19 protein-coding genes and 1 other RNA gene are annotated in these 24,376 nt (G+C 62.5%); 8 read left to right on the plus strand and 12 right to left on the minus strand.

Annotated elements, in window-relative coordinates; translation table 11 throughout:
• The first annotated feature begins 51 nt into the window (after window positions 1-51).
• Window positions 52-1,233: a glycosyltransferase gene (locus E4021_RS07460; protein ID WP_168797513.1), complete on the plus strand. Its 1,182-nt coding sequence runs from the start codon at window positions 52-54 to the stop codon at window positions 1,231-1,233.
• Here E4021_RS07460 and E4021_RS07465 read toward each other — a convergent pair.
• From E4021_RS07465 to E4021_RS07475, 3 genes are all read right to left on the minus strand, one after another.
• Window positions 1,160-2,533: a PIG-L family deacetylase gene (locus E4021_RS07465; RefSeq protein WP_168797514.1), complete on the minus strand. Its 1,374-nt coding sequence runs from the start codon at window positions 2,531-2,533 to the stop codon at window positions 1,160-1,162. The two genes, E4021_RS07460 and E4021_RS07465, sit on opposite strands and share 74 nt — an antisense overlap.
• Window positions 2,514-3,644: an acyl-CoA dehydrogenase gene (locus E4021_RS07470; RefSeq protein WP_136457945.1), complete on the minus strand. Its 1,131-nt coding sequence runs from the start codon at window positions 3,642-3,644 to the stop codon at window positions 2,514-2,516. The genes E4021_RS07465 and E4021_RS07470 overlap by 20 nt, the downstream gene beginning before the upstream one ends.
• Before the next feature lie 81 nt (window positions 3,645-3,725).
• A complete protein-coding gene (locus E4021_RS07475; protein WP_136457947.1) occupies window positions 3,726-4,352 on the minus strand; it encodes a LysE family transporter in 627 nt (208 codons plus the stop codon).
• Between the two features lie 124 nt (window positions 4,353-4,476).
• Here E4021_RS07475 and E4021_RS07480 point away from each other — a divergent pair, with 124 nt between their 5' ends.
• The 4 genes from E4021_RS07480 (at window position 4,477) to E4021_RS07495 (ending at window position 8,432) form a co-directional block, all read left to right on the plus strand.
• Window positions 4,477-5,886, plus strand: coding sequence for a phosphohexomutase domain-containing protein (locus tag E4021_RS07480; RefSeq protein WP_136457949.1), 1,410 nt, complete (start codon window positions 4,477-4,479; stop codon window positions 5,884-5,886).
• 10 nt (window positions 5,887-5,896) lie between these two features.
• Complete coding sequence (locus tag E4021_RS07485; protein WP_136457951.1) at window positions 5,897-7,321, plus strand: pyridoxal phosphate-dependent decarboxylase family protein; 1,425 nt, start codon at window positions 5,897-5,899, stop codon at window positions 7,319-7,321.
• Between the two features lie 116 nt (window positions 7,322-7,437).
• Window positions 7,438-8,088: a phosphatidylserine decarboxylase family protein gene (locus tag E4021_RS07490; protein WP_136458289.1), complete on the plus strand. Its 651-nt coding sequence runs from the start codon at window positions 7,438-7,440 to the stop codon at window positions 8,086-8,088.
• 8 nt (window positions 8,089-8,096) lie between these two features.
• On the plus strand, window positions 8,097-8,432 hold the full coding sequence (locus tag E4021_RS07495; protein ID WP_136457953.1) for a 2TM domain-containing protein: 336 nt from the start codon (window positions 8,097-8,099) through the stop codon (window positions 8,430-8,432).
• Here the strand turns inward: E4021_RS07495 and E4021_RS07500 are convergent.
• Window positions 8,408-9,607 (minus strand): C40 family peptidase, encoded by a 1,200-nt coding sequence (locus E4021_RS07500; RefSeq protein ID WP_136457955.1) that lies wholly within the window; start codon window positions 9,605-9,607, stop codon window positions 8,408-8,410. The genes E4021_RS07495 and E4021_RS07500 overlap by 25 nt on opposite strands.
• Before the next feature lie 172 nt (window positions 9,608-9,779).
• Between E4021_RS07500 and E4021_RS07505 the strand changes: the two genes are divergently transcribed.
• Both E4021_RS07505 and E4021_RS07510 read left to right on the plus strand, forming a co-directional pair.
• The gene (locus tag E4021_RS07505) at window positions 9,780-10,478 is read left to right on the plus strand and encodes an RNA recognition motif domain-containing protein (protein WP_136457957.1); all 699 of its coding nucleotides are present in this window, start codon (window positions 9,780-9,782) and stop codon (window positions 10,476-10,478) included.
• 94 nt (window positions 10,479-10,572) lie between these two features.
• The gene (locus E4021_RS07510) at window positions 10,573-13,665 is read left to right on the plus strand and encodes an alpha-amylase family glycosyl hydrolase (RefSeq protein WP_136457959.1); all 3,093 of its coding nucleotides are present in this window, start codon (window positions 10,573-10,575) and stop codon (window positions 13,663-13,665) included.
• A gap of 80 nt (window positions 13,666-13,745) precedes the next feature.
• Here E4021_RS07510 and ssrA read toward each other — a convergent pair.
• The 4 genes from ssrA to E4021_RS07530 form a co-directional block, all read right to left on the minus strand.
• Window positions 13,746-14,118, minus strand: a transfer-messenger RNA (tmRNA) gene (gene ssrA, locus E4021_RS07515).
• Window positions 14,119-14,308: 190 nt separating this feature from the next.
• The gene (locus E4021_RS07520) at window positions 14,309-14,935 is read right to left on the minus strand and encodes a fumarylacetoacetate hydrolase family protein (RefSeq protein WP_136457961.1); all 627 of its coding nucleotides are present in this window, start codon (window positions 14,933-14,935) and stop codon (window positions 14,309-14,311) included.
• A 44-nt stretch (window positions 14,936-14,979) separates the two neighbouring features.
• Window positions 14,980-15,930 (minus strand): phosphoribosylaminoimidazolesuccinocarboxamide synthase, encoded by a 951-nt coding sequence (locus E4021_RS07525; protein WP_136457963.1) that lies wholly within the window; start codon window positions 15,928-15,930, stop codon window positions 14,980-14,982.
• Window positions 15,931-16,108: 178 nt separating this feature from the next.
• Entirely contained in the window at window positions 16,109-16,408 is a 300-nt protein-coding gene (locus tag E4021_RS07530) for an HPF/RaiA family ribosome-associated protein (RefSeq protein WP_136457965.1), read from the minus strand.
• Between the two features lie 123 nt (window positions 16,409-16,531).
• Here E4021_RS07530 and E4021_RS07535 point away from each other — a divergent pair, with 123 nt between their 5' ends.
• Window positions 16,532-17,416: an alpha/beta fold hydrolase gene (locus E4021_RS07535; protein WP_136457967.1), complete on the plus strand. Its 885-nt coding sequence runs from the start codon at window positions 16,532-16,534 to the stop codon at window positions 17,414-17,416.
• Here the strand turns inward: E4021_RS07535 and E4021_RS07540 are convergent.
• From E4021_RS07540 to recQ, 4 genes are read right to left on the minus strand one after another with little or no spacing between them, the layout of a single operon-like run.
• Window positions 17,391-20,489 carry an AAA family ATPase gene (locus E4021_RS07540; RefSeq protein ID WP_136457969.1) on the minus strand — a complete coding sequence of 1,033 codons (3,099 nt, stop codon included), beginning with the start codon at window positions 20,487-20,489 and terminating at the stop codon, window positions 17,391-17,393. The genes E4021_RS07535 and E4021_RS07540 overlap by 26 nt on opposite strands.
• Window positions 20,486-21,739: an exonuclease SbcCD subunit D C-terminal domain-containing protein gene (locus tag E4021_RS07545; protein WP_136457971.1), complete on the minus strand. Its 1,254-nt coding sequence runs from the start codon at window positions 21,737-21,739 to the stop codon at window positions 20,486-20,488. The genes E4021_RS07540 and E4021_RS07545 overlap by 4 nt, the downstream gene beginning before the upstream one ends.
• On the minus strand, window positions 21,739-22,176 hold the full coding sequence (locus E4021_RS07550) for a gamma-glutamylcyclotransferase family protein (RefSeq protein WP_136457973.1): 438 nt from the start codon (window positions 22,174-22,176) through the stop codon (window positions 21,739-21,741). The genes E4021_RS07545 and E4021_RS07550 overlap by 1 nt, the downstream gene beginning before the upstream one ends.
• The gene (gene recQ / locus E4021_RS07555; RefSeq protein WP_136457975.1) at window positions 22,173-24,362 is read right to left on the minus strand and encodes a DNA helicase RecQ; all 2,190 of its coding nucleotides are present in this window, start codon (window positions 24,360-24,362) and stop codon (window positions 22,173-22,175) included. Before recQ ends, E4021_RS07550 begins: the two co-directional genes overlap by 4 nt.
• Window positions 24,363-24,376 lie beyond the last annotated feature (14 nt).

A 24,376-nucleotide genomic window follows, 5' to 3' on the forward strand; every position in this document is an offset into this window, starting at 1 on the left:
GCCGCGTAAAACATCAACGGGCCAAACCGGCTTTTACCGCAAATGTCAATTGTGGTCAACCGACCTGTCCTTATCCTTCCCGTGCTATCGCTGGCGGACGCCATTCACCCCGCCTGCCGGTTATCCGTAACCGTTCCGGCCAAGGATGAAGCCGATTACATCCTGCCTACCCTGGAGGCGCTGCGCCGGCAGACCGACTTTATGGGCAATCCCCTAGACCCCGACACCTACGAAGTCATCCTCCTGGCCAACAACTGCTCGGACGCTACCGCGGAGGTGGCACGAGCCTACGGCACCCGCTACCCGGATTTCCACCTCCACGTCGCCGAAATCACCCTGACCGGAGACCTGGCCTGCGTCGGCGTCGCCCGCAAACTGATGATGGACGAAGCCGCCCGCCGCCTCCCGCCCGGGGGGATCGTAGCGATGACCGACGCCGATACGCAGTTGGACCCCCACTGGGTGTACGCTACCCTGCGGGCGTTCGATCGCGGGGCCCACGCCGTGGGTGGCCGCATCGTCGTTCCCCGGAGCGGCCGTACGGGTTACCGCAAGATCCATCTCCAGGACGTCACCTACCGAAGCCTGCAGGCGCTGGTGGAACACATGATCGACCCCAGCGACGAAGACCCCTGGCCTCGGCACTTCCAGCACTACGGGCCCAGTCTGGCGGTGCGGGTGGAGGACTACCGGGCCTGCGGCGGCATGCCTCCCGTAAAGTGTATCGAGGACGCCGCTTTCGCCTGGGCTCTGGAGCGGATCGACGTGCAGTTCGTCCATGATCCTGCGGTGAAGGTCTATACCTCGGATCGCCGGAGTGAGCGCGTCGAGGGGGTAGCCTTCAGTCATGCCCTCGACGAGTGGACACGCATGCAGTCTGCCGGCCGGCAGCCCGTGGTATTCGGCCTGCAACACTGCATCAATCTCTACAAATGGAAAGTAGCCCTGCGCCGGGCTTTTCAGGAGCGTCGCATCGCTGGACTCCCTGCCCTGGTGGACCTGGCGGCGTATCTGGACATGCCTTCCGGGGAATTGCAGCGACGGGTGGCGGAGGCACCTACCTTCGGTGCGCTTTACCTGGAGATCCGGCAGATGCTGGAGCGGACGCATGCCTTTTCGGACAGCCCGTTCCCGGAGGCCATTCGTGACCTGCGGCGGTTTACCCGTGCGACCTGGTCAGCCCTTTCTTCTTCCACACGTCCAGGCGGTACCGGTCTGCACGACTGCCCTTGACCCGTTCGAAGCCGGTGAGTTTGCGCGCGAAAGCTTCGTGTACCTCATCGCCCGTGAGCGGGTAGTCGGGGACATAGGGAGTATAATGCACCAACAGCAGCACGCCCCCCGGCCGTAGGGAATTCTGAATAAGGTCAATGGCGCGCTCAAGGTCGGTGTAGCTCCAGTAGTAGCCCACTTCGGACAGCACCACCAGGTTGAAGCTACCTTCCGGAAATTCCTGCGGGATGGACAGTCGGCGTAATTCCACGTGGATTTGGTTCGCCAATCGGTCCCGAGCGCGCTCCAATGCCGCCTCGCTGACGTCCACCGCCAGCAGTTCCTCGCAGCGCTCGGCAAGCTGCTCCGTCAGTACCCCGATGGAACAGCCGATCTCGAGGGCGCGGTCGTACCGTCCGAGGGGAAGCGCGGCCAGGGTGGCGGCGTACTTGCCGCGCTCGTATTCACTGGTCTCGAATTGCCAGGGGTCTTCGCTGCCCTGATAGATCGCCGCGAAATACTCCCCACCCAAACTGCGGTGGCGCTTCTCCGCGGGTTCAAAGTAGATCTCGCGGGGCCGGGTGAAGTGGCCAATCATGGACTCCGACAGCTGGAAGCCCGAGGCGTCATCGTCGATGACCCCGTTCCACTGGGAGGCGTGGGCCCGGATGGCCTCCACTTTACGGTTCACGACATCGGCAATATCCAGCGACCAGGTGATCATTTCTTCTTGCCGGGGAAGATCTCCGGTATTCTTCGCCTCCCACATCCAGACGGGGTATTCCACCCAGCGGATGCCCGGACCGATCCGGTTAACCGCCGCGCGGCAGATGTCCCAGGTGGCGCGGTGATCTTCGTGGAGATCGCGGCGCCAGGGTACTACAAAGGTATCGGGGGACCACTGCCGGACCATTTCGGTCATGGATTCCACCGCGGGGGCGAAGGCCGGGTGCCCCTCACCCGGCACACGTCCGTCGGGCAGCCGCAGGAAGTGTACACGGTCTTCCGGAACGCCGAGGACACTGCATGCGGCCAGGGCTTCGCGTTCGCGCAGGGCGGTCCTTTCCTCCGAACTGAACTTTTGGGAATTGGGGTGCGACATGGAGCCATCGCTCACGAAGACCACCCTAACCTCCTGCCCGCGGTCGGTGAGGTGGAGAATGAGGCCGCCACAGCCCAGCGATTCATCGTCGGGATGGGGGCTGAACACTATGGTCGACCTCCAGGCGGCGAGGTCGCCCACGGGATGGTCGGGGGCTTGCTCGTACAGGGCATCCTTACGACCCGCTACGTGACCGGGATCAGTGGGCAGCGGGACCATGGCCATTGAGTAGGTATTGCCCTACGGCTTCCAGAGCCGCGTCGGGGGCGGGTTGCCGGAGATACATGGACAGGTCGGCGTGCAGCCGGGCTACGGGATGGGGATGGAGCAGGCCGCGAGCCCCCACCGAACGCTGGGCCATTTCCAGGCACTGCTCGCAGTAGCCGGCGATGGCCGTCCGGACCATATTGGCGTAGTGCACGACCGCGGCGGGATCCTCGGAGTGATCGCTGAGCTGACCGGCGCGGTCGAGCCAGAGTTGACCGCTCTCGACGAGGATGGCCATTTGTCCCACCCGGGTACGCTGGTAAGGATCTTCCGTACGGCCCAGATCGCGCAGGTATTCGCGGGTGGCGTCGAGCAGGGCCGCGGCGCCGCCCAGTTGCACGGCGGCAAAGCGCACCGCGCCGCCGCTCAGGTAGGGTTGGCGATTGTAATCTTCGGGGCCACCGAGCAGGTCGTCCGCGCCAAGTTCTATGCCGCTGAAATCGATCTTGTAGCTGACGCTGTTCCGCATCCCGGCTGGATTCCAGAAAGTGGGATCGACCTTCACCCGGTGCTCATCCAAGGGTAATACGGCCATCTGCCAACCTGCATCTTCAGGTGCATCACCGCGCAATACTCCAGTGATTAGGGGTCTCGTGACCCGGTCCGCCCCACTGCAGAAACTCTTGCTGCCCGCCACCCGGACGCCCCCGTCGTGCTTACGGTGCAGCTCCACCCCATCAGCCATCTGGGTATTCCATACCCCAAAGAGGTGGCCGGCACGGGCGTCGGTGTACCAGCGCTTCCGCTGTTCCGGCGTGCCGTAAATCTTGATCAGTTGCAGGGCGTTGAGGTGGCCTTCATAGATGCGACCGACCGAGAGGTTTCCCCGGCCGATTTCCTTCAGCAGCCGGAGCACGCCGGCCGTGTGGCCGCGCTCCTGGTCCAGGGCCTCACCGGGCAGGGTGATGCGCAGCAGGCCCGCGCGGCGCAGCTCTTCCATTTCCCTTTCGGGAAATCCACCGTCTGCGTAGGTCGACGGTGCCCAGGTAGTGAAGCGGTCGACCAGCGCGCGGAGGCGGTCGGACTCAACCGGCGGGAACTGGATGGAGATTGGTACGGACATCTAGGTACCAAAAGCGCCTTCCGAAGGCCGGTGTTTGGGCGAAGGGAAAATATTTAGAAACGTGGCAAGCGTCTGCTCCCCTTACCCATACAGGCGTATGCTCTGCACGAGTGCCAGAATGGCCAGCAATCCGCCCAACAGGAAATTGATGTTGCGGGTCAGGAAGAGGGCTTTCCGTTGCATCCACTCAGCCAGGCGGGCGTAAGCCCCGAAGATCAGCATGGCACCCGCGCCCGCGCCCAACATGAACCCCAGACGTCCGAGGGCATCTGCCGACAGGTGATCATCGGCGAGCAACCACCCGCCGACGGCGAAGAAATAGGGCACGGTGAGGAGGTTCATCAGTGCCAGCAGGATGCCCCGCAGAAAGGGGCTGCCCCGGTACCGACCGCCGTCCGGTGCGGCCTCTGCCACCCGCGCGCGGTATCCCTTGAACAAGAAAAAGACGGCCAAAAAAAGGAAGGCCACAACCGCCCATTGCTTGAGCATTCCGATGATGGCCGGGTGCGTCGTGAAATAGTTGGCGAAGAAGATGGCCACCCCGGCCTGGGCCGTAAAGGTGAAGGCCATGCCCGCCGCGAATGCGTAGCCGGCGCGTCGGCCCGCACGCAGGCTAACGTTTACGCTGGTCATATTGAGCATTCCCGGAAAAAAGGTAGCCCCGGCCGCGGCGGCCAGGCCGATCAGCACGGCGGTGAGTAGTTCCACGCCGCAAAGGTAGGCCACGGTGGTATTTTGCGTACATTTCCCGGCGGCATTACGCCGGACGAATAATATTTAGCAATATTGTCCGCATCCCCGACACCCGGATCTTACCCACCAAACTTCAAGCATGGACCCCATCAAGATTAAATTTGGCACCGACGGCTGGCGCGCCATCATCGCCCAGGAATACACCGTAGACAACGTCAAGCGCGTAGCGGAAGGCACCGCGCGCTGGCTCAAGGAACAGGGCGGATCCCGCGTGGTCATCGGCTACGATTGCCGCTTCGGCGGGGAGTTGTTCACGGAAACCACCGCCCGGGTGCTCGGCAAACACGGCATCACCAGTCTGCTGGCCCCCTCCTTCATCTCCACCCCCATGGTGAGCCTGGGCGTGGTGAAGACCGAAGCCGACCTCGGCATCGTCATCACCGCCAGTCACAACCCGCCGTCCTACAATGGTTTTAAACTGAAGTCGCGTCTGGGCGGGCCCAGCATCCCCGACGACGTCACCGCGGTGGAAAACCTCATCCCCGACGCCGTACCCACCGACCTGCCAGAGATGGACGAGCTGCGCGAGCAGGGCCTCATCGAGGAGCATGATTTCGAGCAGATCTACCTCGACCACGTCTACGCCAACTTTGACATGGAACTGATCCGCAACGCCGACTTCGGCATCGCCTACGACGCGATGTACGGCGCCGGGCAGTCGGCCATGATCAAACTGCTGCCCAAGGCCCGCCACCTGCACTGTGAGTACAACCCTAGCTTTATGGGCCAGGCCCCGGAACCCATCGGCCGCAACCTGACGCAGCTCAGCGACGTCATCAAAAAGGACCCCAAGCTTTCCCTGGGCATCGCCAACGACGGCGACGCCGACCGCATCGGGCTCTTCGACGAGAACGGCGACTTCGTAGACAGTCACCATATCCTGCTGCTCTTGCTCATGTACCAGTACGAGTACAAGGGGATCAAGGACGGGGAAGTGATCCTGACCTTTTCCGTAACCGACAAGCTGAAGCAGCTCGCCGAGAAGTACGGACTGGAATACGAAGTGACCCGTATCGGCTTCAAGTACATCGCCGAGATCATGGCCGAACGCGAAGTGATCGTGGGCGGTGAGGAATCCGGCGGACTGGCCGTAAGCGGCCACATCCCCGAGCGCGACGGCATCTGGATCGGCCTGATGATCGCCGAATACATGGCCAAGACCGGCAAGTCGCTCAACGATCTGATCCAGGACGTCTACGACAAGGTGGGCAGCTTCAACTGCGACCGCGACGACGTCCACGTTGAGAACGACCGCAAGTGGGATATCGTCAAGCAGGCAGAAAGCAATCCCTTCAAGAAGATCGGCCCCTACACGGTGACCGACGTGAAGCACGTAGACGGCACTAAGTTCTACCTCGACGGCGAAGACCGTTGGCTGATGGTCCGCCCCAGCGGCACGGAGCCCGTACTGCGAGTGTACGCCCAGGGCGCCGACGCCGCGGAAACCCGCAAGATCCTCGACGCCGGACGCGCCGAGATGGGCATCTAAGCCGACCGACATGAGCGACCTGCTGGCCCGCGCCTACTCCCCCGCCGAGTTTCGTCGTCACGGCCACGCCCTGATCGACCAGCTCGCCGACTACCTGGAAAACGTGGAACGGTATCCGGCCAATCCCTACGCTACCCCCGAAGAGAGCCTGGAAGAATTTCGGGCCCTCCTCGGCCGGGGTGCCGCGCCGGAGGAAGTCTTCGGTCGCGTCATCGAGCGCAGCGTCCACCTGCACCACCCCGACTACATGGGCCACCAGGTGGTGCCCCCGGCGCCCCTTTCGGCCCTGTCCGACGTAGCCTCTAGTCTGCTTAACACCGGCATGGCCATCTTCGAGATGGGACGGCCCGGCACGGCGATGGAGCGCGTGGTCATCGAACGCTTCGCCGAATTGCTGGAGCTCGATCCGGGCAGCGGTGGCTTTCTCACCAGCGGCGGAAGCCTGGCCAACCTCACGGCCCTGCTCGCGGCCCGCGCCCGACACGGGGCTCCCGGCCGCTACTGCCTGCTGGTGAATGAGCACGCTCACTACTGCATCGAACGGGCCGTGCGGGTCATGGGCTGGGGAGAAGACGGTATCGTACACGTGCCCACCGACGACCACCTCAGCATGCGTACCGAACTGATCGACGGACTCATCGACGAGGCGCGCGGACGCGGTCTCACGCCCATCGCGTTGGTGGGCAGTGCCTGCACCACGGCCACCGGCACCTACGATCCGATCGCTGCCCTGGCCGATGCGGCGGAGAAGCACAACCTCTGGCTGCACATCGACGGGGCCCACGGGGCCGCGGTACGGCTGGATCCCGCGCGGCGGCACCGGGTCGACGGACTGGAACGGGTCGATAGTCTGACCCTAGATTTCCACAAGATGCTCATGGCCCCGGCCATTACCACCGGACTGTTCTTCCGCCGTGGCACCGACGCCTACCGCACCTTCCAGCAGCGGGCCGACTACCTACTCAACGCCGCCGACGGGGAGGGCGACTGGTCCAACGTGGCGCGGCGCAGCTTCGAATGCACCAAACGGATGCTTAGCCTGCGCATCTTCACCCTGCTGAGCGAGTACGGCCCCCAGCTTTTCGTCGATTACGTGCGCCGGGTGGGCGACCTCGGCCAGGAACTCGCCACGCTAATCCGCCAGCACCCCGAACTGGAACTGTTCACCCCGCCCGACATCAACATCGTCTGCTTCCGCTTCCGGCGACCTGACCTCGATACCGCATCGGTCAACGGTCTGAATGGAATGATCCGGGCCCACCTGACCGAAATCGGGCAGACCTACATCGTACAGACCACCATCGACGGCGCGGTATACCTGCGCTGCACCCTCACGAACGCCTTCACCACCACCGCCGATCTGGAGCGTATGCTGCAGCAGGTGGTGGCCACCGGAATTGAATTGTTAGCCCTGCGCCGGGGCATCGGCGTTTAGCCGGAGTGACCGGGCAACAGAACCCTGCCCGTTCTGCGACGTTAACCCACTACATCATATGGGGCAAAGACCGATCTTTGCCAAGCTACTTAAACCACCCAGCCTTGCGCAAGCCAATGAGAATACATCCGGAAGGTCGCCGGATGTTAGCCTTACTTTTTATCGGCCTGGCCATTATTTGTGCCCTGGTCTACTGGAAAGCCCCGGCTCAATTGCCCGTGGTGGCCATTGCGTCCGGTATCTTTTTCGTCACGATCCTGCAGTTTTTCCGCAACCCCACCCGCATGGTACCGGAGGAGGCCGACCACCTCGTGTACGCGCCCGCCGACGGCAAGGTGGTCGTGATCGAGGAAGCCTACGAGCCGGAGTACTTCAAGGCCAATCGCCTGCAGGTGAGCATCTTCATGTCGCCGGTGAACGTCCACGTTAACCGCAATCCGGTCAGCGGACTGGTGAAGTACAATAAATACCACCCCGGCAAATACCTGGTGGCCTGGCACCCCAAGAGCAGCACGGAGAATGAGCGCACCACGGTGGTGATCGACACCGGCGAAACCGAGATCCTGCTGCGGCAGATCGCCGGGGCCCTGGCCAAACGCATCAAGAACTACCTCGAGGTGGGCCAGCAGGTCGTCCAGGGTGAAGACTTTGGCTTCATCAAGTTCGGCAGCCGCGTCGACCTCTTCCTGCCCCTCGGCACCCAACTGCGGGTCGACATCGGCCAGAAGGTCAAAGGCAACAAGACGGTAATCGCCGAACTGGAATAAATCCGGCCATGGGGAAGAAAAAAAAGCGGTACGAACTCAAGACCCTGCGGGAAAAGAAAATCGACTTCCGGCGTCACCTGCGTACCTACCTGGTGATGTGCGCCTTCTTCATCGCCCTCAACCTGCTGACCATTGGCAGCATCGGCTGGGCCATCTGGCCGATCCTCGGCTGGGGCATCGGCGTATCCATGCAGGCGATGAGCCTCTACGGCCCTCTGGCTGACCCCGAGGACGTCCACCCGCGGGAAGAGCAACTCGGCACTCCCCTGCCCGACCTCGAAGACGAAGCCCTCGACCTGCGTGAACTGGAGCGGCGGCCCTACCGCGACGAAGACCTCGTATAAACATCCCTGAAAGCCTCCGCCACCGGCACCACTCCCGGCGATCCTTCCCGGAGCCGGCGTGCCCGTAGCAGGCTGTTGCGGCGGTGTTCCGCGTAATCCTTCTCCCCTTCCCGCAGGGAATTTTCGGTGATGTAGCCATTGTCGGCCCCGGCGTGCAGGAATCGGCCCTCCCCCAGATAGAAGCCCACGTGGGTCACCCGCTCGCTGCCGTCGTCGCGGTAGTTGCCGAAGAACAGTAAATCGCCACGTTGCAGCGCACTGAAGTCGTCGTCCAATGGTACGTCGGTGCCGGAGTGTACCTGCTGACTGGCATCGCGGGGAATCACGTAGCCGTTCAGATAGTAGGCCGTTTTGGTAAAGCCGCTGCAGTCCATGGCCTTGGGACTGGTACCGCCCCAGAGGTAGGGCCGTCCCACCTGTTCAAAGGCCGTACTCAGCACCGATTCGATACGCACCGCGTCGGGAGTGGCCAGTGCGGTGTAGGGCGCGAGGTCTGAGGTGGGTACCCACCCGGTTCGTCCGTCCGGCAGGCGCACTTCCAGGGCACCACCCTGCTCATTTCCGGTGACTTGCAGAAGATTTCCGGCGACGAGTTCGGAGACGATGGAGCGGGAATCCGGGGCGCTCATTACGGCACTCTGGGCGGGGACGCAGGTGCGGAGATCATCCGTGAACCAGCCGGCCAGCGTGGCCCGGTCGGCCGGCTGAATGGCTCCCGTTTCGAGCCAGGCCAGGTAACGGTCGGGCGTACGGATAAGGTACCAGCCGTGATCGTAGTCCAGCAATTCCACCGGCGTACCCAGCAGGGCCTGGGAGGTAAGCTCCTGGGAATGGCCGGGTTCGGTGCGGATATTGGCTACGGATACGCGGATCAATCCGAAGGAGTCCTGCTGGCCGAGCAGGCGTACCCGATTGTAGGTATCTGGCAGATTCGCTGCAAGTGATTCGAGTTGTTTCAGGGCAGCCGGCACCGTTGTATAACCGTCCAGCACGAGACTGTCGCCCCGCCGTTCCGCGACCACTTCGACGCGATCGGTGCGCCGGTCCGGAGCGTAGGTGCTTTTTATTCCCGCGATCCGCTCCTCCCACGCCGATATTTCGCTTTTGGGAGGGTCATTGGAAGCACAAGTTGTCAAGAGGATGGCCAGAAATAGGTAAAAAGTTAGGTTTTGCATTGATTTCGGGGTTATTTTTGTCAGCAAGTCGGAACTTAACGGCGCAACGTTGTTACTGTTACGTATTATATCACGGTCTTGGAGTAGGCTAGTTTATTTGATTGTGCATTCATTATCCTTTTAGGCATCGCCTCCAACAATACCATTTGTTTTATCCCTTTTCTCTTTCATTATGAATTTATTTGTGGCCCGGCTAAGCTGGGATACCGACGAAGACACGCTTCGGAACACTTTCACCAGCTACGGTGAGGTAGAGTCGGTAAAAATCATCCTTGACCGGGAAACCGGTCGTTCCCGTGGATTTGGCTTCGTTGAGATGCCAAACGACGATGAAGCGCAAGCTGCTATTGAAGCGCTGGACCAAACTGACCTTGACGGTCGCACTATTGTCGTCAAAGAAAACGACCGCAAAGGCGGTGGTGGCGGCGGCGGTGGCGGCTACAGCGGCGGCGGAGGCGGCGGCGGTTACCGCGGAGGCGGTGGCGGCGGCGGCGGCTACCGTGGCGGTGGCGGCGGCGGCGGTTACCGCGGAGGCGGTGGCGGCGGCGGCGGCTATGACCGTGGCGGACGCGGCGGCGGAGGCGGCGGTTACGACCGTGGCGGACGCGGCGGAAGCGGCGGAGGCGGCGGCTATGACCGTGGCGGACGCGGCGGTGGCGGTGGCGGTTACGACCGTGGCGGCTACGGCGGCGGAGGCGGCGGCTACGAGCGCGGCAGCTACGATCGCGGCGGCGACTCCGGTTCACGTTACGACCGCGGCAATCGCGGCAGCTACGACCGTGGCGGCGACAAAGACTACGAAAGCTACGGACGCAGCGATGAGCGCAGCCGTCGGCCCCGTAACACGCGCCATAACGACTACAACGACTAGAGCCGAAAGGCCCTCAAACGACAAAGCCCCCCGGAAGTCATTCCGGGGGGCTTTTTTCATTATATCTTGGGCGCCGCATTGCTAAAACCACATCATGCTCAGACATCTACTCCTGTTACTTTTCCTCTGGTCTGGGGCCTCGGTGCTTCACGCCCAGCTGGTCACCACCGACCCCGCGGCACCCGTTGCCGGACAGCCACTAACGATCACCTTCGACGCTACCCAGGGTACGGCCGGACTGAAAGATTGCAACTGTGCGGTCTATCTCCATACCGGCGTGATCACCGACGGCAGTACTTCTTCGAGCGACTGGAAATTCGTGAAGACCACCTGGGGGGAAGCCAACCCCGCCTGGAAACTGGAGCCGGTAGCGGGCCAGCCCAACAAGTTTACCTACACCTTCTCCCCCTCCATCCGGGAATATTTCGGCGTGCCCGCGGGGACTGAAATCAAGCAGATCGCCATGGTTTTCCGGGACGCCACGGGCGACCGCGAGGGCAAGGCCACCGGGGGTGCCGACATCTTCGTCGACGTCAATACCGGCAGCTCCCTGGCCGTAAACCTGGTCGGCGACCCGGGCAGTGCTACCTATCCCCTCGGCAAGACCCTGTCGGTGACCGCGGGCGCCACCACTGCGGCCACCCTGCAACTGTACGACAACGACAGCCTGCTGACCACCGCCACGGGTGCCGAACTCAGCTACGACGTCCGCCTTCTGACGCCCGGATCGCACACCCTTAAGGTCGTCGCCTCCGCCGACGGTCAGGAAGCCGCGGATTCTTTCCAGATTGACGGCCAGCTGGTAGTCGAACGCTTCCTGCCCGCCGAGGCACTCGTCAACTCCAGCCCCGGCACGCCGGTGACCATCAGCGCCTTTTCCTACGTGGATGCCACCCTGCGCCTGCAACGGGAAGATGAGGTGATCGCCACCGTCACCAGCGACCGGATCACGGAGATGGTGAACCTGCCCGACGCGCCGGTGACCACCTATACCGTCACCGCCACCTACCGCGGCGAAACGGCTTCTACCTCCGTCACCTTCATCACCGGCGACCCCGAAGTAGCGGCCGTACCCGATGACGCCCGGCCCGGAGCCACGCGTACCGCCGATGGGGGCGTACTGCTGCACCTGCGCGCGCCGCAAAAATCGGATGTATTCGTGGTGGGCAACTTCAACGACTGGACCCCCGTGGCCGCCTCCCGCATGAAAGTGGCCCCGAACGATACCTCTTTCTGGCTCAAGATCCCCGCGGAAGACCTGCCGGAGGGCGACCTCCTTTACCAATACGCCGTGGACGGTGACGGGCGCTTTGCCGACCCCTACAGTACCCTGGTACTCGACCCCGATGACGATCCCTTTATCGGCCCGGAAACCTTTGCCGGCATCCCCGACTACCCCTCCGCCGATGCGGAAGGAATCGTAACCTGGCTGCGCCTCGACGCCCCGGAATACTCCTGGGAGACGGAGGAATACACCGTCCCCGACCCCGAAAAGATGGTGGTGTACGAACTGCTGGTGCGCGACTTCATCGCTGCCCACGACTTCCAGACGCTCACCGATACGCTCGACTACCTCGACCGCCTCGGCGTCAATACCATCGAACTGATGCCCGTGAGTGAATTCGAGGGCAACCTCAGCTGGGGCTACAATCCCAGTTTCCACATGGCCCTCGACAAGTACTACGGCTCGCCCGAAGCCCTCAAGGCATTCGTGGATGCCGCCCACGCCCGCGGCATGGCCGTGGTGCTGGACGTGGTCTACAACCACGCCTTCGGGGAAAGCTCCCTCATCCGCATGTGGCCGGGCAACCAACCCTTCGCACCCGGGGCCGACAACCCCTACGCCAACGTGACGGCCCGTCACCCCTTCAATGTGGGCTACGACCTGAACCACGAAAGTGCCCTGACGCAGGAGTACGTCAAGACCACCCTGCAGTACTGGTTGGAGGAGTTCCGGATCGACGGCTTCCGCTTCGACCTCAGCAAGGGCTTCACGCAGAACTTCAGCAACGACGTCGGGACCTGGAATCGCTACGATGCCTCCCGGGTCGCCATCCTGAAGGAATACGCCGACCTGGTGTGGTCGGTCAACGAAGACGCCTACATGATCATGGAGCACCTGGGCGAGAGCCGCGAGGAGAACGAACTGGCCCAGTACGGCCAAGGGATGTACTTCTGGTCGGGCTACCAGCCGCACGACGCTTACCTGGAGGCGGCCATGGGCTATAACGCCGGCAACGGATCCAATTTCAGCTCTGTACTGGCCGAGAACCGGGGCTTCGACCAGCGCAGTCTGATCGCCTACATGGAAAGCCACGACGAGGAGCGGATGGTGTACAAGAACCTGCAGTTCGGCAACGGCAGCGGGAACTACAACGTCCAGGAATTGGGCACCGCCCTGGACCGGGTTGAGCTGGCCAGCGCCTTCTTCTATACCCTACCCGGCCCGAAAATGCTCTGGCAGTTTGGGGAACTGGGCTACGACTACCCCATCAACTACTGCACCGACGGAACCGTAAACAACGGCTGCCGCACCGGCCCCAAGCCTATCGTGTGGGAATACCGCGACAACCCCGCGCGGCAGGACGTGTACCACACCATTGCCGACCTGCTGTACGTCCGCAACAATTTCGAGTACTTCCACGGGGAGGTTACGGCCTCCAACTTTGCCGGCGAGGTGAAGTACGTATTCCTGGACAGTGAAGACGGTCCGGCGGCCATCGTCGGCAACTTCGGGGTGACCCCCGCTACGGTTACTACGGCCGTACCCGCTTCGGGCACCTGGTTCGACTTTTTCAACCAAACGGAGGTGCAGTTCGACGCCGCCAATACGAGCATCGACCTGGGCCCCGGGGAGTACCGGGTATTCCTGTCGCAGCCCGTGGACCGTAACGGCGGTCGCCTGACCTCTACCAACGATGAGGCAGTGGCCCGCCTGGCCTTTACCCTCAGCCCTAACCCTACGGCCGGGCAGCTGCGAACCTACTTTTTCCTGGAGCGCCCCTCTACGGTCAGCGTGACGGTGATCGACCTGATGGGCCGGCCCGTACGCCAGTTGCACAGTGGCTTCCTGCCGGCGGGTCAGCAACAGCTCCAGACCGAGCTGAGTGGATTGCCCGCGGGTACCTACTTCGTGCGGATTACGGAGGGAAGGCAGTCGGCCGTCCGTCCCGTGATCGTGCGGTAAACCGTACCATACGGAAACAGAAAAGCCCCGGCATTCGTGAGAATGTCGGGGCTTTTTCATGGACCGCGAACGGCCCGGAAGTGTGGAGGCGGCGAGAGTCGAACTCGCGTCCAGCGAAAGCGCAAGGCAGCTTTCTACATGCTTATTTACCAATCAGATTTTCGAGCACCGGGTAAGTCTGGTAACCCACTCATTCGGTGCCTTAGATCCTTAATCTCGCTCGTGACTCAGATCAGGGTCACGGGCCAGCCCGAGGGGGTGATGATATGCGGCGCGGTGTGTATCAGGCGTCAACCACACGGCACATTTAGACAGCTAAACTGAGTTTAGGCTGCCATAGCATAGCTGGGAGTGCCAACTAAAGGGTAGATCGTTATTTTTTACGGAGTAACCAATCATGCTCCGGCATGCTTACTACAAAGCTTACTTCCCTGTCGATTCCGGTACGCCCCCGTTGGGACTCGGCTTTCCGGGGAGAGCCGACCTTCGGGTGGTAAACGCTTGAGGTGGGGGGTTGTTTTGGGTGGAGGAGAATTTTGGTTGCTGGGTCATGGTTGCGGGCCTCCATCTTCCCCTCGTCTTGCTCGGGGGGCACTCCCGCACCTACAACTAGCAACCAGCAACCCGAGCGATAGCGAGAACCCTACCGCACCCGAGTCCGCAGCATTTCCCGCTTTCCTTCGGTGGTGAACAGATAGCCGACCAGTTCGTCACCCTGCGTTAGGGGTCCCACACCTTCGGGCGTCCCGGTGAAGATCAGGTCGCCTTTCTGCAAGCGGAAGTATTGGCTCACGTAGGTGATTAGCTCCGGGATGGGAAAGAGCATATTGCGGCTGTGGCCGTGCTGCACCTCCTCTCCGTTCTTCTCAAGGCTGAATTCAATATCGTCGATTTGGGCGAAGGACGCGGGTGCCAGGAAGTCCGGCGAGAGCGGGGCGGAGTGGTCGAAGGCCTTGGCGATCTCCCAGGGGTGTCCTTTCTCCTTGCAGGCCTGCTGGAGGTCGCGGGCGGTGAGGTCTAGACCGAGGCCGATGCTCTCCACGTAGTCCATGGCAAACTGGGGCTCAACGTGGCGGCCGTTCTTGGCAATCTTGACCACCAGTTCGACCTCGTAGTGAATATCGCTGCTGAATTCCGGGTAATAGAAGGGCTTGTTGTTCGGCAGGATGGCCGAGCCCGGCTTCATGAAGACGATGGGCTGGTCGGGACGGGCATTGCCCAGTTCGGCGGCGTGGGCGGCGTAGTTGCGGCCAATGCAGATTAGTTTCAACGCGGTTTGTTTTAGGGATGGCGAAAGGGAGAAACGGCGGGCGGTCAGTCGCGCACCCGCCAGGCGGTGGCGGCCAGGTTGCGGCGGATACGGCTTTCGATGTCGGTGGTATCGGCCGGCGCGAAGGATTTGCCGGTGATCCGCTCGTACAGTTCCGTATAGCGTTGGGTTACGCTTTCCACGAAGGCGTCGGGCATTTCGGGCATGGATTGTCCTTCGAGGCCCCGGAAGTCGTGTTCCATGAGCCACTCGCGGACGAACTCCTTACTGAGTTGCTTCTGGTGCTCGCCGCGGGCCTGACGGTCGGCGTAACCCTCGGCGTAAAAGTACCGGCTGGAGTCGGGGGTATGGATTTCATCGATGAGGTACACCTGCCCGTCGCGGATCCCGAACTCGTACTTGGTATCGACGAGGATTAGTCCCCGTTCGGCCGCCATGGCCGTGCCCCGGGCGAAGAGGCGGAGGGTGTAGTCTTCGAGTTTGCGGTAGGTCCGCTCGTCAACGATCCCCCTCTGCAGGATGGCCTCGCGGCTGATGTCTTCGTCGTGCCCCTCCTCGGCCTTCGTGGCGGGGGTGATGATGGGCTCCGGGAACTGGTCGGCCTCCCGCATTCCCTCCGGGAGGGGTACGCCGCAGAGCTCCCGCTTGCCGGCGGAGTACTCCCGCCAACCGTGGCCCACCAGGTAGCCGCGGATGACCATTTCAATAGGGATCGGATCGCAAGCTTTGCCGATGGCTACGTTGGGATCGGGATTGGATTCGAGCCAGTTCGGACAGATGTCGCGGGTAGCTTCCAGGAAGTGGGCCGCGATCTGGTTCAGGATCTGCCCCTTGTGTGGGATGGCCCGCGGAAGCACGTGATCGAAGGAGCTGATCCGATCGCTGGCCACCATCAGCAGTTGGCCGTCGCGGCGATAGACGTCGCGCACCTTGCCGCGGTACAGTTCCGCCGGCGGATCGAAGGTGAAGTGGGTTTCGCGGAGGGCATCGGCCATGGAAGAGGATTTGCGGCAATATTACGGGTTTTGGCCGTGCATGCGTGGCTTACGGGGAACTTGGCGGGGGAGCCTGCAGGCACGGGGCTTCGGCCCGGCCCGGCACCGGCGCGCCGCCGCCCACGAAAAAGGCCCGACCGATAGACGGCCGGGCCCTTTCCCTGAGATGCATCCAGCGCTAGGCCTGGTGCGAGTGTTTGTTCTTGTGTTTGCGGATCTGTCGGCGAAGGGCTTCGGTCACCTCGGCAGTAGCGCGTTCGATGCTTTCGTCGGTGTGGGTGGCAAAAAGGTCGTTGCCGGGAATGGCCAGACGAATTTCAACGGTGTGCCCGTTGGCGGCGCTGCCGTCGTCTTCCTTGATAAATACCTCAGCCCGCTCAATGCGGTCGTAGTAGGTTTCGAGCTTGTTCACCTTTTCGGTGATGACCGCAATGGTCGGGTTGGAAAGCTCGGAAGACTTGTGGATGAGAACCTGCATGCTTGCTTGGTTTTGGTGATGAAATATGCGTAAGCTAAGGGAAGCCTACCTTGCGGCGGCTAGGGGCCGTCGCACTGCCCCTGTCTAACCACCCGGCCCCCGGTTTCGTTCGCCCTAATATACATGTCCGACCACCAACTTTCCTTTATTACTCACGGCGGCCACCGGATAGCCACCCTCTCTTACCCCAACCCGGAGGCCCTCCGCCTGCCGGTGGTTTGGATACATGGCCTGACCGCCAGCCTGCGGTTCTGGGAGTGTGGCATGTACGACGAGATCGCGCGGGAGCGGTCCTGGTACTCGGTGAGCCTGCCCGTCCATCACCCCAGCATTTACGACGGAAAATTTACGGCGGACAGCCTCGACGAGCATCTCTTGGCCGAGCTCGTCCGGCTTTCCATCGAGAGCGTACTCCCGGAAGGTAAATTCCACCTCGTGGGCTACTCCCTCGGGGGCTTTGCCTGCCTGAACTACGCCGCCAAGTACCCGCAGCGGGTAACCTCGGTGGTCAGCGTAGGCGGCTTTATGACGGGCCGGGCCCGGGGACTGGAGGGCGTGCTGCAATTTTTCGCGCAGGGTCATCTGCTGCGCCGTGCCCTGTTTTACTCCAGCTGGTGGATCATGCAGCGGCACGTCGTTTTTCTCAAGCTGGCCACCCTCTTCTACGCCCGCCGGTGGCGGCAGTTGTTGCGTTACGCACCGCTCGACCCTACCCTGAAGGCCATTTTTCCCGACGTACAGCGGCATTCCATCGGCGGCCAACGGGCCCTGTTCCGCTACCTGCTGGATATGGACCTGATGGATGAGATCGACGACATCCAGACCCCCACCCTGGTTGTGGCGGGCGACCGCGATCCCATCATCCCCTACGCGCACCAGCGGGCCTACGCCGCCCGTTTGCCTCGCGGGGAATTTCTTTCCTTGCCGGGGGTGGGCCACGTCTCCTTTGCCGAAGCGCCGGTGGCCTTCCGCGAGGGCATCCTCAGTTGGCTAGCTCGATTCGACTGAAGCCGTCGCCTACCGGTTCGAGTCGGATCTGGCAGTGTATCCGTTCGCGCAGCTGCTGCACGTGACTGATGATGCCGATGGTTTTTCCCTGGGCCTGGAGTTGTTCCAGGGTTGCCATGGCCTGGTCGAGGGTCTTGCCATCAAGTGTACCGAAACCTTCGTCGATGAAGAGCGACTGGATCAGTCGCTTGCCGCCCGCCAGGTCGGCCAGGGCCAGTGCGAGGGCCAAACTTACCAAGAAACTTTCTCCGCCGCTGAGGGTCGACATCGTCCGGCGGTTGTCTTCCATATAGGTATCGATGATCTCGAGTTCGAGTTCTTCCTTACCCCCGGGCGGCGGCGGACTATACACCATCCGGTAACGGGGGTTGATGGTCTCGAGGTGCCGGTTACCCAGCCGGACGAGGCGCTGCAGGGTGATGCTCTGGGCGAAACTGCGGAACTTCTTGCCGTCGGCCGAGCCGATAAGTTCATTCATGCGTGCCCAGCGGTCCCGCTCTTCCCCGAGTTGGTGGAGTTGCGCGCGCAAGTCCACAAGTTTGTGGATTCTCTCGTCGTCCTGTCGTTGTCGAAGCCGCAACCCACCCAACTCCTCGCGGGCGGCGCTGACGGTGCCGGTAAGCTGCTCGTATTGCTCCCGCAGTTTCTCCTCCCGGGGCAAGTCATTAAACGCGGTCCGCGCCGCGCTCAGTTCATCTTCCACCTGTTGGGCCAGCGCGGTGGCCGTTTTGCGCTCCCCATCGACTTCGTGCACCCGCTGACGTATTCTCGTGGCGACTTCCACAGAGAGCAGTTGTTGACGGGCTTGGGCCAGGGGCAGGGGCGCCAGGGCCGAGGAGAGTTGCTGGCGTAGGATATTGCGTTCGTCGATGATCTTGTCGCGGCGCTCTTCGAGCATCATCTCCCGCTCCCGGTGTGCGGCTATCGTTCCGGCCAGTGCCTGATGGTTCTGTTCGGCCGCCGAAAGTGCGTCACGGAGTTCCTTTTCCCGCTGCTGGAACCGACGACGGCATTCCGCTACCGCGTGGTCGCCGATCAGTTGCTGTTTCTGTTCGGTCGCTGACCTGATTTGCCGGTCCAGGTCTTCCAGGGTTGTCTGGGTGATGGACCATTGCTCGCCGGTTTCCGCCAGTTGTTTCTCCAGATGGCCCAGGTCAACCTGTGCCGCCCGCAATTCCGGAAGCAGGGGCCGCAGCTGTCGCAGTTGCTGCAGTTGGGTACCGGAGCGCTCCATCAGTTCCGCCAGTTCGTCGCGCCGGGCCTTGAGAAGGTCTTCATCGTGCTCGGGTGCGGTGCCCGTCTCCTGCAGCTCTCGCTCGAAGTCCTTAATCCGGCTGGTTTCGTGCCGCAATTTTTCCTGCAGGGACTGCAGGCGCTGCCTCGACTCATCGTGGCGGTTTTCAACTTCGGTCAGCGCGTTCTGGGCGTGGGTTCTCTCCACCATAAGCCGGTCGGCCAGGCCCGGCTCCGGCACTTCATCGCGGTAGGGGTGGTCGTGGGCGCCGCAGAGGGGGCAGGGCTGCCCTTCAGACAAGTGCCTTCGGTGCTCCTGCAGGCTGGCGCGCAGGCGGGCGTTTTCCACTTGGGTGCGCAGCAGGTCGACCTGCTTTCCGGCTGTTTTTTCCTGCTCTGCCAGAAGGGCCGTTTCGGCGGTAGCGGTGGTTATTTGATGGCGCAGACTGACTTGCAGTTCCCGTTTGGCGGTGAGCTGGTGTTGGAGCTTCAGGTACTGCAGTGACCGTTCGGTTGCCCCGTGCTCCGCCTGCAGTTCCGGTAGCCGCTGCTCCAGTTCCTGCAGGGTTGCTTCGATGGAGGCCGCTTCCCGTCCGTTCAGCCGAAGGGTGAGGTCTGCAATCTTTGTCTGGCTTTTTCGGCGCTCCTCTTCCAGTTGTTGGCGCGTCCGCTGGTGCAATGCCTGGGCATCGGCTGCGCGCTGGCGGTCGTGGTTCAGCGTCGCCAGTTTGGCTTCCAGTTTTTCCGCCTGATCCAGCTTGTTTTGTCTTTCCGGTGCCGCATCCTGAAACTGTTGCTGCCGATGGTGCGCTTCCGTTACCTTGACTGCGGCGGCAGCCAGAGCTGGAGCGGCGGCCTGTCGCTCGCGTACGGTGGCGGTGAGGCGTCCTTCGGTGGCGACAAGGTCCGCGGTGAGCTTAAGCTCCTGGTCTAGCTCCGAACGGTAGGGATCAAGGCGTTCGCTGCGCGTTAGTTGTTCCCGTTCTCCGGCCAGGGAGGTCCAGCGGTCCGTGGCCTGCCCTACCGTCTCGAGGGCTTGCGCGGCGCGGCTTTCCAGTTTCGCAGCCTTTTCGTAAAGCGCCAGTTGGGTGTTTACGAGGGTGAGCTGGGTGGTATCACGCTCAATTTTTGCCGCCAGCTCGCCAATGGATTGGTCAAGCTGCGCCCGCTCCTCTTCCGAAAGGGGGAGCGCGTCGTCGACCGTTTGGCCGAGCCGTTCGTAGGCTTCCCGGGCGACTTTGTGTCGCTGGAAAGCACCCTTGCTCAGTTGGCGGTAGATCTCGGTGCCGGTGATCTGTTCGAGGATCGCAGACTTATCGCCGGCGTCCGACTTCAGAAAGCGGTCGAACGCTCCCTGCGTCAGCATCACGGAGCGGACGAAGCGCTCGTAGTTAAGGCCTACGAATTCCTCGGTAAGCCGGGCCACCTTCTTCTTTTTCGTGGCCAGGATATCGTAGTCGCCGGTTGTCGGGTTATACCGACTGATCTCGTGCTGGCTGGCCGCCAGGTTACCGGTGGGCTTACGGTGGGCTCGGTGCCGCCGCCAGACGTTTCGGTAGCGGCCGCTGAGGGTTTCGTATTCCACTTCCGCCCGGCACTCTCCGGTACCGTGAGTCATGACGGAGTTGACGCCATCCACCCGGTCGGTTTCCTTTTTGTTGCGCTCGGTCTGTCCGTACAGGGCCAGGGTTATCGCGTCCAGGATGGTGGTCTTCCCCGCGCCCGTGGGTCCCACGATCGCGTAGAGGGGGTTGTCGGCGAGTGGCGGCTTGGTGAAGTCGATGACCTGCTCGCCCTTCAGCGAGTTCAGGTTAAGGATTCCGATGCGCAGTATCCTCATAGATCATCCTGTTCGCTGACCCAGCTGAAAAGCTCGCGGAAATCCTGCTGCAATACGGCGCTGTGGTCGGCCGGGAGTTGCTGCCGCTCACAAAGTTGGTCGAATACGTCGGTCGGCTGCAATTCGTCGAGTTGACGGGGGTCGTCGGCTGGGGTCGCGGCGTCCCTTACCGTGAGTCGTTCGGTACTGATGCGCAGGATGTCGACGGCGGGCGGTCCGTCGGCGGCAGTGCCGGCTTCTCGGATTACATCGTACAGCTTCTCCCGCATGTTGGGTATGGGCACGTCGGTCCTGACCCGCACTTCGACCCAGGGGGTAAGCGAGGGGGCTTCGAGGGCTTGTACCGCCCGGCGCAAGGCCTCCTTCACATCCGGGAATTCCGCGTGCAGTCTGAGGAGGGTGCGGGCGGCGGGCACCTTGATTTTCCGGCAGTGGACCGGCTTGCCCGCCCGGTCGAGGTCCACCAGGCATACACTACGGGCCGCCTGCCCTTCTACGAAGGTGAGGGGTACCAGACTGCCGGCGTAGCGAATGTGGGCGTATTCACCCACGTGCTGCGCGCGGTGTACGTGCCCGAGGGCCACATAATCGAAGCAGGCCGGAAAGTGGCCGGCCTCGATGTTGTTCTCGTCGGCCTGGTAGATGTAGGACTTCTTCTCGTCGTCGTCGGTGGCCCCCGCCGCGAACAGGTGACCGGTGGCGATCAGGGGAACGGAGGGATCGGACCGCAGTGTCTCGGCGGCTTCCGCGATTTCGGTAAAGTGGCGGCGAATCCCCTCCCGCAGTGCCTGCAGGCGATCCGTACTACCCTCGCCGAAGCGGGCCGTGCGCAGGTCGCGCTCACGCAGGTAGGGAACGGCCGCGACCAGCACCTCCTCTTCGCCGCAGCGGATCTTGAGCACCCGATCGTGGGCTTCGGTATGCGCGGAGCCTACCACGTGCAGCTGCAGGGCCTTGAGCAGTCCGCGGGGCGCATCGAGCAGGGAAGCGGAATCGTGGTTTCCGCCCACGATGACGGCCGAAGCGCAGCGGGTCTTGACCAATCTGGCCAGAAACTCGTAGTACAACTCCTTCGCCTGGTTGGAGGGATTGGTGACGTCGAAGACGTCGCCGGCGATAATCACCACGTCTACTGCTTCCGATTCGACGGTCTGCAGCAGCCAGTCCAGCGCGGCCCGGTGTTCGGGGGTGCGGTCGCGGTTATAAAGCCGGTGCCCGAGGTGCCAGTCTGCCGTGTGGAGGATGCGCATCAGTCGTTACCGGTGAATTTGCGGTGATCGGGGTTGTTGCGGTAGAAGGGGGGGTAATCGCCGTGGGGGATCTCCGGCTTATTGCCGGCCGGCAGTTGGTATTCGTAGGTTTGGGCGTGAAACTTGCCGCCGCCGCCCACGCGGACTTCCAGTTCGATGCGGCGGTATTCCTCGCTTGGCAAACCGGAGACGCCCTCGTAGGCGTCGAGCATCTGCCAGGTTTCGGCCTCCTGATCCGCGTTAATGCGGTAGAGTTCTCCCTTGGTGGTACCACCACCGGCAATAAATCCGGGGTAGCCGCCCAGGTCGATGAGCCGGCCCTCGACGGTGGCCTTACCCACCAGGGTAGCCCGGCGGCGGAGAAATTTGCTCATGCTGGAGGGGATATCGCTGCGGAGGGTGCCGTAGACGAAAAGGTATTCGGAAGCGCGGCTCATGGGGCGGTGGGTAGCGGGTGACGGATGCGGAAGGCTTCCGCCAGTTCGAGGTGATGCGAGCGGACGACTCCTTCCCGTTGATTTTCGGCAATGTACGCCAGCACATCCTTTCGGCCCGCCCCCGACGGAAGTGACCGGACGGCTTCGTCGATCCAGTCGATGGCTGGCTCGGGCAGCAGGTCGGCTATATCGAGTTCGTGTCCTTCCCGGTAGGCCTGCGCCAGGTGGCGGTAGGCAAGGCCGGGGCTTATCCCCTGCTGCCGGGCGATCTCGCGAACCGGGCTCCCTTTGCGGTAGGCGGCGTAGGTTACGAGGTGGTCAGGGGTCGGGTCGGTGGATGCTCCCCCGCGGACACGCGGGGTAGGTTCTTCCGCCGCCGCGTCGGAAGTTCCGGCGTACTGCTTGATGGCCTGCAGGAAGTGATCTCCGAAGCGGGCCAGCTTCACCTCCCCCACCCCGGAGATGCGCGACAGGGCGCGGGGCGTAGTGGGTTCGGCCGCGGCCATTTCTTCCAGGGTCTTGTCGGAGAAGATAAGGTAGGGCGGGATGGCTGCCTCCCGGGCCAGGGTGCGGCGCAGTTCCCGCAGGGCATCGAACAAGCTGCCGCGGGTCCGGGGGGCGGCGGCGCGTTTGGCGGTTTTGCCTTCTTCCTGCTTTTTACGGTCGCGGATGGTCTGGAACTTCACCAACTCCACGGTTTCCCCTTCGAAGAGCACGCGCCGGGCGGCGGGTGCCAGGCGCAGCTTGTTGTAATCCTCGTGCGCCACGTACAGATAGCCCAGGCTGATCAGTTGGTTGAAGTACTGGTTCCAGTCGTAGGTCGACATGTCCCGGCCGGCCCCGTAAGTCTTTACCTGGTCGAAGCCCTGCTTCAGGACATCCTGGCGGGAGGATCCGCGCAGCACGTCGATGGCCATGCCGATAGCGACCGACTGTTTGAGGCGGGCCACGGCGCTGAGGGCTTTTTGGGCGATGACCGTCCCATCGAAGCGTTCGGGCGGATTGGCACAGACGTCACAATTACCACAGTCGTCGCCGTGGTCTTCACTGAAGTAGTTGAGCAGGATGCGGCGGCGGCAGGCCAGGCTTTCGGCGTACTCCTTCATCCGCTCCAGCTTGGCCAACTGGATCTCGGCGTTTCCGCCCCCGGTGATCATGTCCTTGAGGGTGGTGTAGTCGTTGTAGGAGTAGAAAAGGAGGGTATCCGCCTTGGTGCCGTCACGGCCGGCGCGGCCGATTTCCTGGTAGTAATTCTCCAGGTTCTTGGGCATGGTGTAATGGATTACCCAGCGGACGTTGCTCTTGTCGATGCCCATGCCGAAAGCGATGGTGGCGCAGACGATGAGCGTCTTGTCGTTGATGAAGTCGGCCTGCACCTCCGCCCGGCGGTCGGCGTTGAGGCCGGCATGGTAGGCTTCGGCGTTGTAGCCCGCTTCCCGGAGTTTTTCGGCGAGTTGTTCGGTCTGCTTGCGGCTGAGACAGTACACGATGCCCGCCTGATTGGGTCGCTCGCGGATGAAACGCACGATCTGTTCCCGGCGCTTTTGCCCGGGGCGGACCTCCAGACTCAGGTTGGGGCGGTTGAAGGAGGCGATAAACTGTTTGGCGTCGGGTATGCCGAGTTGCTCGGCCATGTCCTTGCGCGTCAGCCGGTCGGCGGTGGCCGTGAGGGCCAGCACGGGCACTTCGGGGAAGGCCGACTTCAGTTGGCGGAGCATGGTATACTCCGGCCGGAAGTCGTGGCCCCAGGCGGAGATGCAGTGGGCTTCGTCGATGGCAAAGAGGCAAACACGCCGCCGCTTGAGGAAGGTGAAGAAGCCGGACGAGAGCAGTTTTTCCGGGCTTACATACAGCAGGTGCAGTTCGCCGTTCTCGTAGGCCTGTTCCACGCCGTGGCTTTCCGCTCCGCGCTGGCTGCTGTTGAGGTAGGCGGCACGGATGCCTGCGGCCTTCAGCCCATCGACCTGATCCTTCATCAGGGAGATCAGCGGGCTCACCACCACGGCCGTGCCGGTCATGGTCACCGCGGGAATCTGGAAGCACATCGATTTTCCGCCACCGGTGGGCATCAGGACGATACCGTCGTGACCCGCGTACACGTGCTCGATGATCGACTGCTGGAGCGGCCGGAACTCATCGTAACCGAAGTACTTTTTAAGGGCCGTGCGGGCCTTGGCGGAGGTCATTTCATTCTCTTTGT

It is taken from the genome of Neolewinella litorea (genome assembly GCF_004803465.1).
Classification (GTDB): Bacteria; Bacteroidota; Bacteroidia; order Chitinophagales; family Saprospiraceae; genus Neolewinella; species Neolewinella litorea.